General features: G+C 71.4%; 6 protein-coding genes. All 6 read left to right on the top strand.

Annotated features, from left to right (window positions below; translation table 11 throughout):
* Nucleotides 1-58 precede the first annotated feature (58 nt).
* Genes ACFXJL_RS26190 through ACFXJL_RS26165 form a run of 6 tightly spaced genes read left to right on the top strand, consistent with a single transcriptional unit; the run spans nt 59 to nt 17,047 of the window.
* Nucleotides 59-1,465 carry a SidA/IucD/PvdA family monooxygenase gene (locus ACFXJL_RS26190; RefSeq protein ID WP_384696262.1) on the top strand — a complete coding sequence of 469 codons (1,407 nt, stop codon included), beginning with the start codon at nt 59-61 and terminating at the stop codon, nt 1,463-1,465.
* Nucleotides 1,462-7,965 (top strand): type I polyketide synthase, encoded by a 6,504-nt coding sequence (locus ACFXJL_RS26185; RefSeq protein ID WP_384696259.1) that lies wholly within the window; start codon nt 1,462-1,464, stop codon nt 7,963-7,965. Before ACFXJL_RS26190 ends, ACFXJL_RS26185 begins: the two co-directional genes overlap by 4 nt.
* Nucleotides 7,958-9,130, top strand: a complete 1,173-nt coding sequence (locus tag ACFXJL_RS26180) for an acyl-CoA dehydrogenase family protein (RefSeq protein WP_358881288.1) — start codon at nt 7,958-7,960, stop codon at nt 9,128-9,130. Before ACFXJL_RS26185 ends, ACFXJL_RS26180 begins: the two co-directional genes overlap by 8 nt.
* Nucleotides 9,131-9,185: 55 nt before the next feature.
* Complete coding sequence (locus tag ACFXJL_RS26175; RefSeq protein ID WP_384696256.1) at nt 9,186-15,170, top strand: amino acid adenylation domain-containing protein; 5,985 nt, start codon at nt 9,186-9,188, stop codon at nt 15,168-15,170.
* Entirely contained in the window at nt 15,157-15,993 is an 837-nt protein-coding gene (locus ACFXJL_RS26170; protein WP_384696253.1) for an SDR family NAD(P)-dependent oxidoreductase, read from the top strand. The genes ACFXJL_RS26175 and ACFXJL_RS26170 overlap by 14 nt, the downstream gene beginning before the upstream one ends.
* A gap of 34 nt (nt 15,994-16,027) precedes the next feature.
* Nucleotides 16,028-17,047 (top strand): ABC transporter substrate-binding protein, encoded by a 1,020-nt coding sequence (locus ACFXJL_RS26165; RefSeq protein ID WP_384696250.1) that lies wholly within the window; start codon nt 16,028-16,030, stop codon nt 17,045-17,047.
* Nucleotides 17,048-17,192: the final 145 nt, after the last annotated feature.

Below are 17,192 nucleotides of genomic sequence, written 5' to 3'. Positions count from 1 at the left end.
GCGCCCACTCCCCACCCCACTCGAAGCACCCCCGATAGAAAGCTGGAGCACTGAGTCGATGGAGCCGCTCTCCCTGGAGGAAGCCCGACGTCGTTTCGGCACCGGCAACCGCGACCCGCACGGGCTGCTCGGTGTCGTGGGTGCCGGACCGAAGGCGCTGGCCACGGCCGCCAAGAGTCAGGTCCTACGTGAACTGGGCATACCGGTTCCCCGCGTCGTGGTCGTCGAACCCCACGGCGTGGGGGCCAACTGGACGGCGGTGGGCGGGCGCACCAACGGTCGCCCCCGACTGTCCACCAGCCCCGAGAAAGACCTCGGGTTCCCCTATGCGTCCGATGTGTACGGTCCGCTGACGACCGAGATCAACACCCGTATGCAGCAGTTCAGTTGGGCCGGCTACTTGGTCTCCCGTGGCGAGTACGCCACCTGGGTGGACAGTGGTCGACCCAGTCCGCGCCACGCCACATGGGCTGCCTATCTGCGCTGGGCGGCGGACCGGATGGACTTTCCGCTGGTGCGCGGACTGGTGTGCGGCCTGGAGATCTCCGACGGGCAGTGGGAAGTCACCGTCGAGGGGGTCGAGGGCGGTGAGGCCACGCTGTATCTGGACCAGATGATGATCAGCGGGCCCGGTCCGCACGACGGTCTGCTCGCCGGCGACGCCACCTGTAGTGTCGAGGAGTTCTGGCGGCTGGGCCTGGACACGGGCGTGGCCGAGCCGAGCGTCGCGGTGGTCGGCGGCGGCGAGACGGCCGCGGCGATCGTCGAGTACCTGATGCACCAGCACGCCGGGCCCACCACGGTGATCAGCCCGCAGCCCGTGGTCTACAGCAGGGGCGAGGGCTACTTCGAGAACGCCCTCTACTCCAGCCCGGAACGCTGGCGCGACCTGTCGGAACAGGACCGCAGGGACGTCATCGCACGCACCGACCGCGGTGTGTTCTCCCCTCGGGCCATCGGAGCGATCACCACCGATGCGGGGGTGGAGCACCAGCAGGGCACGGTGGTTTCGTTGGACCGTGTCGACGGTCGGACCGAGTTGGTGCTGAGCAACCCCGGCCGATCGGACCGCGTGCTGCGGTTCGACGTCGTCATCGATGCCACCGGGGCACGCCCGGACTGGTTCCTGGACCTGTTCGGAACCGTGGCGCGCAAGGCGGTGTACCGGGCGATCGGCGATGCGACGAACGGCGTGCGGGCATTGGAGCGCCGCATCGGCCCCGACCTCTCCCTGAGCGGTGTCAGCCCCCGGCTGTTGCTGCCGACGCTCGCCGGGTACGAGCAGGGCCCCGGGTTCGCCAACCTCAGCTCGCTCGGTCTGCTGTCCGATCGGGTGCTGGGATCGGCACGCGGAGGCAAGGCGGTCGCAGCGGGTTCGGGGGCCGCCGGCCTGTTGCAGCCGGTCGCCGTCGACGGGCGGGGCCCGGCCGTTTCCGCAGCGGCGCACGGCGGCGGTGAGGCATGAGCGACCGCAGTGCGCGGGGCGACGACATCGCCGTCGTCGGGCTCGCCTGCCGGGTACCGGGCGCGCGGACGCCCGAGGAACTCTGGCAGTTGCTGCTGGAGGGCCGACGGGCCGACGGGAGGGCACCGGCCGGTCGTTTCGACCTGACCGCCATCCCGGTGGGCCTGTTGCAGCAGTCCGAGCAGGGCTCATACCTCGACGACGTGGCCCGGTTCGACGCCGAGGTGTTCGGTGTCACGGATCGCGAGGCGACCGCGATGGACCCGCACCAGCGGTGGGCGCTGGAGCTCGGCTGGTCGGCCCTGGAGGACGCCGGCGAGGTGCCCGGAGCCCCACGGGACGCGGAGTTCGGTGTGTTCGTCGGTTCGATGGGTGCGGACTGGGCCATGGAGCACGCGGCTGGTCGGCTGGGGCCGATCGGGCCGTCGTCCCTGGCGGGTTGGGCGCCCTCGGTCATGGCGAACCGGATCAGCCATGCGTTCGGGCTGTGCGGACCGAGCGTGGTCGTGGACTCGGGACAGTCGTCGTCGCTGGTCGCCGTGCACCAGGCCGTGCTCGCGCTGCGGGCGGGGGACTGTACGGCGGCGCTGGTGGTGGGCGTCAATCTGAACCTCTCCACCGAAGCCGCCACCGCGACCGCTTGGTTCGGCGGTCAGTCCCCGTCCGGCCTCGCCACCCTGTTCGAGGACGATGCGGACGGCTATGTCCGCGGCGAGGGCGGGGCCGCGGTCGTCCTGCGCCCCCTGGCGGACGCCGTACGGTCGGGCGACCGCATCCACGCCGTCATCCGGGGTTCCGCCGTCACCAACGACGGCGGCGGCCAGGGGCTGGTGGTCCCCAGTGCCGAGGGGCAGGCCCGGGCGATCCGCAGGGCGTGTGCCGCAGCGGAGCTGGAGCCGGCCGAACTCGGGTTCGTGGAGCTCCACGGCACCGGAACACGGGTCGGGGACTCGGTGGAGGCGGGTGCCCTGTTGAGGGTGTTCGGCCAGGGAGCGACAGGGCCGGTGCACGGCCCAGCGCGCCGACGGCTCCTGGTGGGCTCGATCAAGACGACCACGGGGCATCTGGAAGGGGCGGCCGGCCTGCTCGGGCTGGTGAAGGCGGTACTGGTCGCCCGGCACGGTGTCGTACCGGGAACCGCCGGGCATCTCGGCGGCGCGTTGGTGCGCCGACTGGCCGAGGCGAACATCGCGGTTCCGGCAGGGGCGGTTCCGCTGCGCGACGGCGCCTCGGTGGGCGTCAGCTCGGTGGGCATGGGCGGCACCAACTGTCATGTGGTGCTGGCTGCGCACACCTCTGTCCCATCGGCGCCGGAGCCGACCGACCGGGTCTCGTCCACCATCGGCGTCAGCCATCCGGGCACGACGAGGACGACGGCGAGCACAGACGACACCGCCACGGCCGGTACGGACGCCGTGCCCGTACCGATACTGCTCTCCGCCACCAGCGCTGAGTCACTGCGGCTGGGGGCGGCGGCGCTGGCGGAGTGGGCAGCCACACCGAACGCCTGCGAGGACACCGCCGCGCTGACCGCCGTCGCCCGTACGCTCGCCACCCGCCGGGCCGCACTGCCGCAGCGCTGCGGCTTCACCGTCCGGGACACCGGTGAGTTGCGCGAGCGGCTGCGCACGATCGCCGACGGCGAGCGGGACCGTGCCATCCGGTACGGCGTCGGCACCGGGGCGCACACCGCGTTCCTCTTCCCCGGCCAGGGCAGTCAGCGCCCCGGTATGGGATCGGAGCTGTACCGCCGACTGCCCTCCTTTGCACGGCACTTCGACCTGATCGCCGCCGTCGCCGACCCGCTGATGGAGGTTCCCCTGCACCGGGTGGTGTTCGGCCCCTCGCCCACGGGAGAGGACGCCGACGCACTCGTGCACGCCACGCAGTACACACAGATCGCGCTGTTCGCCGTGGGCGTGGCCCTGTACCAGAGCATGTCCGAGTCGGGGGTGGCGCCGGACGCCGTCGCCGGGCACTCCGTGGGCGAACTGGCCGCGGCTCACACGGCGGGCGTCCTGTCGCTGCCCGACGCGGTCCGGCTGGTCCTCGCCCGCGGCGCGGCGATGGCCAAGGCGGACCCCGACGGGGTCATGGTCGCCGTGGAGGCGTCCGAGGACGAGGTCCGCGCGGTCCTCGTCGACCACCCGGGGACGGGCATCGCCGCGGTCAACGGACCAGCGGGCACCGTGGTCTCCGGGGACCGCGAGGCGACCCTCGCCTGCGCCGGGGTGCTGCGCGACCGCGGTCACCGCACCCGGGTGCTGAAGGTCGCCCATGCCTTCCACTCCCACCACATGGACGCGGTGCTGGACGAGTTCCGGGCCGTGGCCGCGGACATCGACTACGGCCTGCGGAAACTTCCGGTGGTGTCCAATGTGACCGGAGCACTCGCCACCGGTGACGAGCTTCGCACCGCGGAGTACTGGGTGGACCACATCCGGCGCACCGTCCGCTTCGGGGACTGTCTGGACCGGTTGGCCGACGCCGGCACCTCCCTCTTCCTCGAACTGGGTCCCGGCGCCACCCTCACCGCCATGGTCCGCGGCAGCGTCGTCAGGACCGTGGACCGACCTGAGGGAGCCGCCGTCGCGGCGGGTTCACTGCTCGGGGACGGGTCCGACGAGTACGGGGCGTTCCTGGACGCGCTGGTGCTGGCGCATGTCCGCGGCCAGGAGATCGACTGGGCGGGGCTGCCCGGGCTCGGTCACGGTGACTGGGCCGCACTGCCGACGTACCGCTTCACGGGCCGACGGTACTGGCCCGGCATGGCCGGCGTGCCTGCCGTGCCTGCCGTGCCTGCCGTGCCTGCCGTGCCTGCCGTGCCTGCCGTGCCTGCCGTGCCTGCCGTGCCTGCCGTGCCTGCCGTGCCTGCCACAGTCTCGGCGGTGGCGCCCGCTGTCCCGGCTGTCCCGACCACGCCTGGTGGCGATCTCCTCGGACTCGTCCTGGGCACGGTCGCCGAGGTGCTCGGGGTACGCCCGGCGCACTCCGTCAACGCCATGGACACCCTGGCCGACCTCGGAATGACTTCGCTGCTCGGGCTGGAGCTCCGGGCGGAACTCGCCTCGCGCACCGGGCTGGAGCTGCCGACCTCGCTCGTCTATGACCATCCCACCCCCGCCGCGCTCGCTGCCCATCTGAGCGGTCCAAAAGCTCCGTCCGCCCCGCGGACCGTCGCCCAGCGCCGGCCGAAGGCATCGCCGGTGCCCATCTCCGGAGTGCCTTCGACCGACGTCGACGACGATCCGGTCGTGATCGCCGCCATGGCCTGCCGCTACCCCGGTGAGGTGACCTCGCCCCAGGAGCTGTGGGAATTGGCCGTCTCCGACCGGGAGGTGCTGAGCGACTTCCCGGAGGACCGTGGCCCTGCGTGGTCCGTGCCAGGACCGCACCCCCGGCACGGCGGGTTCCTCGCGGACGTCGCCGGCTTCGACGCGGCCCACTTCGGGATATCCCCGCGGGAGGCGCGCGCCATGGACCCGCAGCAGCGCATCGTCCTCGAACTGTGCTGGGAGGCGCTGGAACGGGCCGGATGCGATCCGCGTTCCCTGCACGGGCAGAACGTGGGCGTCTTCCTCGGCGCCATGGCCGGGGACTACGCGACGGCCGCCCGGGAGTCCGGCGACGACCTGGGCGGGCATGAGTTGACCGGCGCGTCGAACGCGGTCCTGTCCGGGCGGGTCTCCTATCAACTGGGGCTCACCGGACCGGCGCTGACGGTGGACACGGCCTGCTCCTCGTCGTTGGTCGCGGTCCATCTGGCCGCGGGCTCACTGCTACGGGGTGAGTGCGATCTGGCACTGGCCGGCGGAGTGACGGTCATGTCGACGCCGAAGATGTTCCAGGAGTTCCAGCGGCTGGGAGGGCTGGCCGCTGACGGTCGCTGTCGTGCGTTCTCCGCCGCCGCGGACGGCACGGTGTGGAGCGAGGGCGCGGGCGTCGTCGTGGTGGCCCGCCGCTCCGAGGCGCGCCGGCGCGGGCTTCGGGTCCTGGCAACAGTCCGGGGCAGTGCCGTCAACCAGGACGGGGCGAGCAATGGACTGACCGCGCCCAACGGCAGCGCCCAGCGCCAGGTGATCGCCCGGGCGTTGGCCGACGCCGGGTTGCGCGTCGAGGACGTCGACGTGGTGGAGGCGCACGGCACCGGTACGGTCCTCGGCGACTCGGTGGAGGCCCAGGCCGTCATCGACACCTACGGGGTACGGGACGAAGCGACGGCGCCGATCCTGCTGCGTTCGCTCAAGTCGGTCATCGGCCACACCCAGGCAGCGGCCGGAGTGGGCGGTCTGATCGCGATGGTCACCGCCCTGCACGAGGAGCGGTTGCCGGCGACCCGGTACGCGGACACCCCGACCCCGAAGGTCGAGTGGCCACAGAGCGTACGGCTGCTGGAGCGGTCGGTGGCATGGCCGCGTGGGCGCCGAACGCGCCGGGCGGCGATCTCCTCGTTCGGCATGAGCGGTACCAACGCCCATCTGGTGATCGAGGAGCCGGGCTCCGTCGGCCCTCAGATGGGGCACGAGGGCGAGCGGGCGGACCGCGGCGCTCTGACAGTCCTGTCGACAGCGGCGCACCACCCGATCCCACGGTCCACGGAGTCCGCCGGGCCGGTGGGCACACCGTCCGATAACTCGTCCGGGGCTCCGCTGGCCGATGACCGGGCACGGCCTCGGGAGGCAGGTGCTTCGGCCCTGCCGTTCATCGTGTCGGCAGGCGACCGCACCGCGTTGCGGGCCCAGTTGGGTCGGTTGCGCACGGCGCTGGCGGACGGCGAGGGCCCGGTGGGTACCGCCGCCCTGTCGTCCACCGCGCTGACGCTGGCGACGCGCAGGGCCGCACTGCCGTACCGGGCGTCCGTCGTCGCCGGTGACCGGTCCGAACTGCTCGCCGGCCTCGATGCCGCGCTGCGCGGGGAGGTCATGGACCAGATCGCGTTCGGAGAGGCGCGCGGTGACTGCGCGGTGGCATTCGTCTTCCCCGGGCAGGGTTCGCAGTGGGCCGGGATGGCGCGCGGGCTGCTGCGCGAGTCGCGGGTGTTCGCGGACACCGTCGCCGCCTGCTCGGACGCGTTCGCCCCGTACGTCGACTTCTCCGTCCCGCACCTGTTGAGCGGTGCGGACGACACGGGACGCGCCGAGAGCCTCGAAGGCATCCAGGTGTCGTTGTTCGTGACGATGGCGGGACTGGTGGATCTCTGGCGTGCCGCGGGGGTGGTCCCGGACCTGGTGCTGGGGCACTCCCAGGGCGAGGTCGCCGCCGCCTATGCGGCGGGCGCCCTCGATCTGAAGGACGCGGCCCGCGTGGTCGCGATCAGGGCCCGGTTGCTGTCCCGGCTGTCGGGGAGCGGAGCCATGGCGGTCATCGGCCTCGATGAGTCACGGGCCCGCGAAGAGCTCGCGAAGTCCGCCACAGCGGGCGCTGCGGTGGAGGTCGCGGCCGTCAACGGCCCCGACAGCACAGTGGTGTCGGGTCCCGTGGAGGCCGTCGGAACGCTCGTCGATCGTTTGGCCGCGGCCGGGGTGCGCACCGCGACGGTGGCCGTGGACTACGCGTCCCACTCCGCGATGGTCGAACCGGTCGAGGCCGAGTTGAAGGCCGCCCTGGCGGGGATCTCCCCGCGAAGGGCCCGTACCCCGTTCTTCTCCACCACTCGGGCGGCGTACGTGGACGGCACCGAACTGGACGCCGCGTACTGGTACGAGAACCTGCGTGGCGAGGTGCACTTCGCCCGGTCGGTGGCGGCGGTGGCGGGCTCACGGCGGACCGCGTTCATCGAGGTCAGTCCGCACGAGGTGCTGACCTCGCCGATCACGGCCACCTTGGACGGGTTGGAGGGCGGCGCGGACACCATCGTGTTGGGCAGCCTGCGGCGCGAGTCGGGTTCGTACGGCGACTTCCTCTCCTCGCTCTCGTCGGCCTGGACACGGGGTGTGCCGGTCGGTTGGACGGCGGACACCTTCGGCGGCCCCATCGACGAGCCGGTCGATCTGCCACCGACGCCGTTTGCGCACCGCAGGTTCTGGATCAAACCCTCCACAGTGACGCCGGTGCCGCCCTCCCCCGCAACGGATCCGTCCGCCGCTGCGATCGAGGTCCCTGCCCGGATCATCGCCCGGCCGGTCGAAGAGATTCCGACACCCGTGGAACTCCCACCGGACACGACGGTGCTGACCGAAGTGGCGCGGGTGCTGCACCTGACCCCCGCCGACACCGAAGAACGCAGTCACCACACCTTCACCGAGTTGGGGCTCGACTCGCTCACCACGGTCGATCTACGGCGACGGCTGCGGGACGCACTCGGCATCACGGTCCCGGTCCAGGTCTTCGGGACGCACAACACTCCCTCGTCACTGGCGCAGTGGGTCCAGCACACCCTCACGGGGGCGGCCTCTTCGCCCCCGACGAACACACCACACCACGGTGATCCAGCGGATTCCCCGACCACCGGGGTCGCAACGACGGTAGCCGCGAGCAGCGAGGAGTACGGCAATGGGTGAACAGGGTCGGCGCTGGAGCGCCTTCACCGAGGCCGATGCGGCCTTCACCAACACCCTGTTGCCGGGCCTGGTGACAGAGCTCGACGGATACGGGCTGATGGAGCTGGAGGGCGAGGGCAGTCCGGTACTGGACCTGTTCCGCAAGGCGAAGGGCCCGGGGCTGCTGATTCCCGCACGCCACGGCGGGCACGGACTCGACTGCCGTGACGCGCTGCGGGTCCAGTCGGCGCTGGCGACGCTCTCACCGTCCCTGGGCGTGGGCACGATGATGCACCACCTCGCGGTGGTGTCCTTCGTGGAGTACCTGCGCGTCCATGTGGGCGACGACGCCCCCCAGTGGGCACTGCTCGCATCCGTGGCACGGCGCGACCATCTGCTCGCTTCGGCGTCGTCCGAGGCGCGTCGGGGATCCGACGCACTGGTGCCCCGGACCACGGCCACCGTCCAGGAGGACGGCGGCTATGTCCTCAACGGTGCGAAGAAGCCGTGCAGTCTGGCCCGGTCCATGGACATCCTCACCAGCAGTGTGTTGGTGAGGTCCGACGACGAGCGGGACGGAACGGTGGCCCTCGCGGTCATCCCGGCGGCGATCGAGGGCGTGGGGGTGCGTCCGTTCTGGCGCGCTCCGGTGCTGGTGGCGGCGGAGAGCGAGGAGGTCGTCCTCGACCAGGTGCACGTTCCCGCGGAGATGGTGGTGCCCGGTGGGCGGCCGGAGCGCGGCATGGACGAGTTGCAGGTCCGTGCGTGGACCTGGTTCGAGGTACTGGCCTGCGGCACCTATCTGGGTACGGCCCAGTCGCTGTTCGACCGGGCGGCGCACGCACCGCGGGTGGAGCGGCGTGCGCTGGGCGAGCTCGCCGCCGAGTTGTTCGTGTGCCGTAGCGCCTGTGAGCGCGCGGCGGCCACGTTCGATGCGGGCGGTGCCGCGGAGGACGCCATGACGGAGGCCCTGCTGGCACGGCTGTTCGTGGAGGAGCGGCTGCCGGATCTGTGCGCGCGGCTGGCCCGGCTGCTGGGCGGGCTCGCCTTCGTCACCGGTCCGGAGGTGGCCTATCTGGTCTCCGCCGCCCGGGCGTTGGCCTTCCATCCACCGCGTGGGGTGTCCAGCGCCGAGTCGCTCGGTGGGCGGTTCACCGGCGCCCCGCTCGATCTCTCGATCTTCTGAGGAGCACGTTCGTGTCACGTCATCGTACGGAGGCGGTCTGACCATGGGGACACCGATGGCACATGTCGTGCTGCGGGTGCGAGGCGCCGTGCCCGCACACCGGTGGGTGGATGCGGCCGGGCCGGACACTTCACCCGGCACAGCAGAGGTGGTGGACCTCTCCGACGGCGGGGAGGCCGCCGCGCTCGCCGCGTTCCGCGAGGTCCAGGCCGCGCAGTGGCACGGCGTCCTCGCCGGGGACGGCGATTGGACGCTGCGCGTGGTCATGCTGCCCGCGCCCGAGGACGGCCGGGGCGCGCTGTACCTCGTCTCGGTGGCGGCCCCGCGCGCCGAGGGCCGTACCTCGGTGCCGTACGAGGTGGCACGGGAGTTCTGTGCCCGCGTGGGGCTGCCGGACGGAGACCTTGCCGATGTGCTTCCCTCCCCCGCGGTGCACGACCGCCATGAAGGGGTTGCCGCCCGGTATCCACGGCGGCGCCGCATCCAGGTCACACCGTCGCCGGGGATGCCCCGCTCGGAGGTGACGGCGTGGCTCAAGGAGTTGATGCCGGCGGTGAGCCCGGGCGAGGTGCGCACAGCGCTGGGCTCCGAGGTCACGGTGACCGGGACCCCCGACGTGGTGGGGGGTTCCCTGCTGCTCGACCGCTCCTGGGTGTGGGGCCTACCGGTGGACGCCGCAGGGCCGCAGGCCGAGGTGCGGATCGTCGAACACAGCGAGGACCCGCAGCACGCCTATCCGTTGGCTGTTGAGTGGCGCCCGGACGGTCGGGTCGTGGTCGACCACGATGTGCGGTCGATCGCTCCCGCCGACGTCGATCTGTTCGTGGACCGGCTGGTCCGGGGCGAGCGCGCGCCCGCACCGGACACCGCCACCCTGCCGGAGCGCATCGCCCGGCAGTTCGCCCGCACCCCTGACGCTCCCGCGGTGCTCGTGGGGGATTCGGTGGTCGACTACCGGGCGCTGGACGAACGTTCGGCCGCGATCGCCCGGCTGCTGCGCAAGCACGGGTGCGGCCGGGGCAGTACGGTCGGCATCGCCCTGCCGCGTTCGCTCGACGCGATCGCGGCGATCGTCGCCGTGTTGCGGGTGGGCGGGGCCTATCTGCCGCTGGACGTGGCCTATCCGCGTCAGCGGCTGGCCTTCATGGCAGCGGATTCCGGTGTGGCCACCGTGATCGGCGATGCGACGACCCTCACCCCGTACGCGGATGCGCAGTCCACCGAGGCGATCGACATCGCCGGCGCCGACGGGCTCTCGGGCGACCCGGACTGGGCCGGGACCTGCGCCGACGACGCCTTGTACGTCCTCTACACCTCCGGCTCCACGGGCACGCCCAAGGCGGTGGTGCACACGGTCGGTGCCATCGGCAACCTGGTGGACTGGCACACCCGCACCGCCACGGCGGAGGACGAGCCGCGGGTCCTCCAGTTCGCGAGCCTGAACTTCGATGTGGCGAGCCAGGAGATCCTGACCGCGTTGGCCGCCGGCAAGTGCCTGGTGCTGCCGCGCGACGAGGAGCGCACCGACCCCGAAGCACTCGTCGCACTGATGGCCCGACGGAAGATCACCGAGTTCTTCTGTCCGCAGGTGATGCTCCAGGAGATGTGTCGCGCGGCCGGTGAGACGGGAACGGCGCTCCCGGCGCTGCGTCACGTCTACCAGTCGGGCGAGCCACTGGTGATGAACGACTGGATCGACCGCTTCCTGGAAGCGCATCCGCGCACCACCCTGCACAACCACTACGGTCCGACCGAGACTCATGTCATCACGGCCTATCCGCTGCCCCAGCGTGGCCGTGGCCACGCCAAGGGTCCGGTCGCCCTCGGTCCGCTGCTGGACACCTGTCGTGCGTACGTCCTCGACCCTCTGATGCGTCCGGTCGAGCCCGGCACGATCGGCGAACTGTACGCCGCGGCACCGCAGTTGTCGCGCGGCTATCTGCGCCGACCGGGACTGACCGCCGAACGGTTCGTCGCCGACCCCTTCGGTGCTCCCGGTGCCCGGATGTACCGGACGGGTGATCTGGTGCGACTGCTGCCCGACGGCGCACTCGCGTATGTGACGCGCGCCGACGCCCAGACGAAGATCCGTGGCCATCGGGTCGAGCCGGACGAGGTCACCGCGCGTCTCCTGGACCAGGCGGAGGTGGCCAACGCGGCCACGGTCACCCGACGCGACCCGTCCGGCGCCAATGTCCTCGTGGCGTACGTCGTACCGCGCGGCACCGCCGAGGACGGTCTCACCGCCCGGTTGCGACAGCGGCTCGGCGAGAGCCTGCCCGACTACATGGTGCCGTCCTCCGTGGTCCTGTTGGCCGCCCTGCCGCTGACGCCCAGCGGCAAGGTGGACAAGGCCGCGCTCCCCGATCACACCGCGGTGTCCGAGGCAGCACCGGCCGATGATCGAGTCGGCGCACAGGCCGAGTTGGCCGCCATCTGGGCGGAGGTGCTCGGCGTCGGCGAGGTGGCCGACGAGGATGATTTCTTCCAGGTCGGCGGGAGTTCGCTGACAGCGATCAAGGTCGTCTCCGCGGTGCGGCAACGGCTGGGCATCCGGCTGAACGTGCCCGATGTCGCCGAACACTCGCGCTTCGACGCACTCGCCGCACTGGTCGCCTCCCGGGTCGCGGTCCCCGCCCCCTCGGGCGAGGAACCTGCGCTCCGACCCCGGCCGCAGGACCGGTACGAGCCGTTCGACCTCCTCGACCAGCAGCAGGCGTATCTGATCGGGCGCGGCGGCGACATCGAGGGCGGAGGTGTGGCCTGCCATCTGTACTTGGAGTACGAGGGCGTGGAGGCGGCCCCCGGTGGGGAGCTCGGCCCGGGTGCCGGCGACTCCGGAATCTCCATCGCCGCGGTACAGGACGCACTGCGGCAGTTGATCGCCCAGCACGACATGCTGCGAACGGTCTTCGACGAGCAGACCATGACCCAGCGCGTACTGCCGGTCGACGAGGTCCCGCCGTACGTCTGCGAGGTCGTCGACGCGGTGGCCGATCCCGGCGCCGCCGCCGCGGTCCGGGACCGGCTGTCCCACGAGAGCCGGCCACCGGGTCTCTTCCCCCTGTTCAGTGTGGTGTTCGTACGGCTGCCAGGACGCGGGCTGCGGATGTGCGTCAGCATCGACGCACTGCTGGCGGACGCCCGCGGCATTCAGGTCGTCTTCGACGACTGGTCGGCCGCGCTGCGCGGCCAGTTGGCCCCCGTTCCTGACGCACCCACGTTCCGGGACTACGTGGCGGCGGTGGCGCGGCTGCGCGAACAGCCCGAGTTCCGGCGTGCGGCCGAGTACTGGCGGGAGCGGGTCGACACGCTGCCCGCGGGGCCCCGACTGCCGATGGTTCGAGAGCCTGCGGGCGTGGCCGCACCGGTCTTCGTCAATCGACGCCACCTCATCGCCCCCGAGCGATGGGCGCGCATATGTGCGGATGCCGCCCATCGGGGGCTCACTCCGACCGCGGTCGTGCTGAGCGCCTATGCCTGGGCCCTCGCCCAGTGGGCGGACGAGCCCCGGTTCCTGCTGAACGTGCCGAGCATGAGCCGTCATCCGGTGCACCCCCGCATCGACGACATCGTCGGCGAGTTCGCCTCCTTCACCCTGCTGGAGGTCGACACCGGCGGGGTCGGGACCTTCGACGAGTTGGCGTCACGCGTCCAACGGCGTCTGCTCAGCGATCTTGAGCACCGCCACTTCAGCGGGATGGACGTCACCCGGGAACTCATCCGCCGCAACGGCGGCGTCACGGAGGCCCTGGCACCCGTGGTGATGACGAGCGAGCTCGGCGTCGGCGACGGTGTGGACGCGATCTTCGACGGTCGTCTGCGGGAGACCTATGCGCTCAGTCAGACCCCCCAGGTGTGGATGGACCTGCTGCTGCGCGAGCGCGACGGGGCCCTGGTGCTCAACTGGGACGTGGTGGAGGAGTTGTTCCCGCCCACCGTGGTGAACGGGGTGTTCCGGCTGCTCGTGGGTCAGCTGGAGGCTCTCGGGGACTCGACGGCCTCCTGGTCCGACGCCCCGGTGGCCGCGGTCAGCGAGACCGTGGCCCGGGAACGCGGCGAAGGCCCGGACCGTACGGCTCGTGGCGTTTGGCCGCACACGGTGATCCGGGAACACGCCCTGCGCGACGCGGACGCCCCCGCGATGGTGGACGGCGACACCGCCCTGACCCGCGGTGAGCTGGCGGCGGCGAGCCGTACGGTCGCTCTGGCCGTGGCCGATGCGCTCGCCGGCAGCACCGAGACGGGCGATGCACCGGTGGCGGTCCTGGTGGAACGCGGCTGGCGGCAGTACGCGGCCTGCCTCGGTGTGCTGGAAGCGGGCCGGGCCTATCTGCCGATCGACGCGGAGTTGCCGCCCGAGCGGATCGCCACCGTGGCGCGGCAGGCGGGCGTGCGGGTGATGGTGACGGACTCCCAGACCCGTGCACTCGCTCCGGAAGGCGGCTGGCCTGGAGTGAGCTGCGTCGACGTCTCACCCCTCGTGCCGGGCGCGGCCGGGCTGCCCTGGCGGGCGCCCTGGCCCGATCACCCCCTCGACCGGGACGGCTCCTCCTGGGCGTACGTCCTGTTCACCTCGGGTTCCACCGGTGAACCCAAGGGCGTGCCGATCACCCTCGACGGGCTCGCCAACTGTGTGGAACACACCATCGAGCACTTCGGTCTCACCGCGGACGACACCTCGCTGGCGGTGGCCTCGCTCCATCACGACCTCTCGCTGTTCGATCTGTTCGTGGTGCTCGGCGCCGGTGGCACGGTCGTACTGGCGGGACGCGGCTGCGCGGCCGATGCACAGGAGTGGGCGCGTGCGGTCGAGCGCCACTCGGTCACCGCAGTATGTGCGGCACCCGCCGTGGTGGAGATGCTGCTCGACGGCGTCGGTGGCGCGGGGGCAACCGCTCTGCCGTCCCTGCGGTGGGTCCTGACCGGCGGCGACTGGGTGCCGTTGCCGCTGCTGGACCGGTTGCGGGCGGCTGCGCCCTCGGTGCGACCGGTGAGCATCGGCGGCCCCACGGAGACCACGGGCTGGAACATCGCCCATGTGGTGGACGGCCCGGACTCCGTCGGCTCCGCCTGGGCGACCGTGCCCTACGGCCGGCCGATCCCCCGGACGTACTACCGCGTCGTCGACGCCGACTTCCGGGACCGACCCGCCTGGGCGAGCGGGGAGTTGGTCGTCGCCGGAGTCGGTGTGACCCCCGGCTACCTCACCGCGGACGGGATCTCCAGGGACCGGCACCGGATCGATCCCCACACCGGTGAGGTCTTCTTCGGCACCGGTGACCTCGGACGCTTCCGCGACGGGCTCATCGAGTTCATCGGGCGCGCCGACGACCAGGTGCAGATCCGTGGGCACCGGGTGGAGCCCGGTGAGGTGACCGCCTTCCTCAACGGCCTTGCCGGGGTGCGTCGCTCGGCGGTGCTTCCGGTGCCGGGAACCGTGCGCGGCACCTTCCGCGCGCTGGTCGCCTTCGTGGTGCTCGACGAGGGAGTCGATCCGCAGGCCGTACGGGAGCAGACCATGACCGGGCTTGCGCCCGCACTGCGCCCCCATCGGTTGATCGTGGTCGACACCCTGCCCACCAGCCGCAACGGCAAGGTGGACCGCGCGGCGCTGTTGCGTGCCTACGAGAGCGAACACGATCAACCGACGGGGGCGGACGGAGAGGACGTCCAGCCGACGAACCAGGCCCCGACGGCGCCCACCAGTGCACTGGAGTGGCTGGTGTGCGATGTGTGGGGGCGTCATCTGGAAGTGGATCAAGTTCGGCCCGAGGACAACTTCTTCCTCCTCGGCGGTGACTCCCTCATCGTGTCGCGCGTGGTGCTGGACCTGCGGGAGATCCTTCCCGGCGCCCGGATCAGACCGGGAGGTGTCTTCGCCACGCGCAGCGCCGGCGAGTTCGCGGCCCTGCTGCACAGCACCGAGGCGGAGGGCGGACGGCTGGAGGAGATCGCCGGCCTCTACCGGGAGGTCGCCGAGTTGAGCGAGGACGAACTGGATGCCTATCTGGAGGGCGAGGGCGATGACGAACAGTGAACCGCCCACCACGTCACGGAGACCGTATGTACGGATCCCCGGATCGGGTGCCGAGCGGTGCGCCGTGATCACCGGCGCAAGCTCCGGTCTGGGTGCCGCCTTCGCCGACCGGCTCGCCGGGCAGGGGTACTCCCTCGTCCTGGTCGCCCGGGACAAGGACCGGCTGTCCGCGGTCGCCGCCGAGGTGACGGGCCGGTACGGCACCCGCTGCGAGGTGCTGCCGGCGGACCTGTCGTCCGCTGTCGACCGGCAGGTCGTCGCGGAACGCATCGAGGAGGGTGTCGACTTCCTGGTGAACGCGGCCGGGTTCGGGCTCTCGGGTTCCTTCTGGTCCGTGGACCGGGACGAGTTGCGCGACCAACTCGCGGTCAACGTCTCCAGTACCCAGGAGTTCACCCACGCCGCAGTCGCCGTGATGCTGGAGCGCGACGGCGGAACGGTCGTCAACCTCTCGTCCATCACCGGTCTGATACCGGGCCGGGGGTCGACCTACGCCGCTTCCAAGGCGTGGGTCCTGTACTTCTCGCAGGGCTTGAGCCATGCCCTGCGGGGGACGAACACCCGGGTGATGGTCCTCGCCCCGGGTTTCGTCCGCACCGAGTTCCACGCACGGGCCGGTATCGACGTGCATGCGGTCGGCGACGGGTGGTGGCTCACGCCGCACACCGTGGTCGACCGGTGTCTCGCGGACATCGCGAGGGGAAAGACGTTCTCGCTTCCCGGGTTCCGCAACAAGGTGTTCATCGCCGCGGTGTCCCGGTTGCCGAGGGCGCTCGCGCAACGGGTGAACCGAATGCTCGGCAATGCCGGCGCGCGAGCGTAGGACAAAGAGAAGAAACAGCGAAAGAAGAAGAACCATGAGAAAGCGTCGTGTCCTTGTCGCAGCGGCCCTGGTGGCACCGCTGCTCCTCGGCGGCTGCGGAACGTCATCGGAGAAAGACAACGCGGAAGGCACCAAGGCCAAGAGTACGGTCGCGGCTGAGAAGAAGACCCGCACCATCACCCATGCCGTCGGCACCCTGTCCATACCGACCGCACCGAAGTCCGTGGTCGCGCTGGACGAGGTCGCCGGGCTCACCCTGGTGTCGCTCGGCATCAAGCCCAAGATCGTCTACAAGGCGAGCGCACAGCCGCGCGGCCAGGAGATCCTGAAGGCCGAGGGCGTCGAACTGCGTGACGTGACGGTGGGAACGGTCCCCTCCATCGAGAAGCTCGCCGCGGACGCCCCCGATCTGCTGGTCGGTACCGGAGCGGCCGGGCCGACGGGTGTCGGCTACCAGAAGCTCACCAAGCTGGCGCCCACGGTCGTCCTCCCCATCGAGGGCACCTGGCGCGACATCGTCACCAAGACCGCGGGCTACTTCGGTCAGGAGGAGATCGGCAAGCGGCAGATCGCGGCGACCGAGGCGCTCCTGAGGAAGCCGGCGGACGCCAACAAGGCGGCCAAGGGCGACGAGACGCTCTCCCTGCTCGGCAACTCCTTCGGGCAGAACGACTTCACCATGCCTCCGCACGTACCCATCTCCACCCTCATCAAGGAGGCCGGATTCACCCGGCCGGCGTTCCAGCAGCGCGAGGTCAAGGGCTACTCGGTGCCGTTGTCGTCGGAGTTCCTGCCCGAGCAGGACGCCAAGCTGATCGTGATCCCCAAGGGCGCCTACTACGACCCGGCAGCGCTCCAGAAGAAGCCGACCTTCGCCAAGCTCAAGGGGAAGGTCGTCATCCCGGACGCCGACATCTGGTACGGCATGTCCGGATTCGCCTTCTACGCCTCCGCGTACGACCTGAACAACCTCGCCTCCGGGCAGGGAGAGCTCACCTCCCAGGCGAACGTCCAGAAGGTCTGGCAGACCTATCTGTCGGAGACGCAGAAGTAGTCCCCGATCTCGTGGTGGCCCCGCGGGGGGGCGGGGGGGGGCCCCCCCCCCGCCCCCCCCCCCCCCACCCCCGCCCCGGGCCGGGAAGTGGGGGGGGGGGGGGGAGGAGCCGCCGGGGGGCGATGGGGCAAAGCGCGGGGGCGGT

Origin of the sequence: Streptomyces sp. NPDC059256, assembly GCF_042753785.1 — a bacterium.
GTDB lineage: Bacteria > Actinomycetota > Actinomycetes > Streptomycetales > Streptomycetaceae > Streptomyces.
This window is presented reverse-complemented; position numbering and strand designations above follow the sequence as displayed.

Coding starts and splice junctions, on each gene's coding strand:
- ACFXJL_RS26190 (WP_384696262.1), top strand. CDS start 59: ATGGAGCCGCTCTCCCTGGAGGAAGCCCGACGTCGTTTCGGCACCGGC.
- ACFXJL_RS26185 (WP_384696259.1), top strand. CDS start 1,462: ATGAGCGACCGCAGTGCGCGGGGCGACGACATCGCCGTCGTCGGGCTC.
- ACFXJL_RS26180 (WP_358881288.1), top strand. CDS start 7,958: ATGGGTGAACAGGGTCGGCGCTGGAGCGCCTTCACCGAGGCCGATGCG.
- ACFXJL_RS26175 (WP_384696256.1), top strand. CDS start 9,186: ATGGCACATGTCGTGCTGCGGGTGCGAGGCGCCGTGCCCGCACACCGG.
- ACFXJL_RS26170 (WP_384696253.1), top strand. CDS start 15,157: ATGACGAACAGTGAACCGCCCACCACGTCACGGAGACCGTATGTACGG.
- ACFXJL_RS26165 (WP_384696250.1), top strand. CDS start 16,028: ATGAGAAAGCGTCGTGTCCTTGTCGCAGCGGCCCTGGTGGCACCGCTG.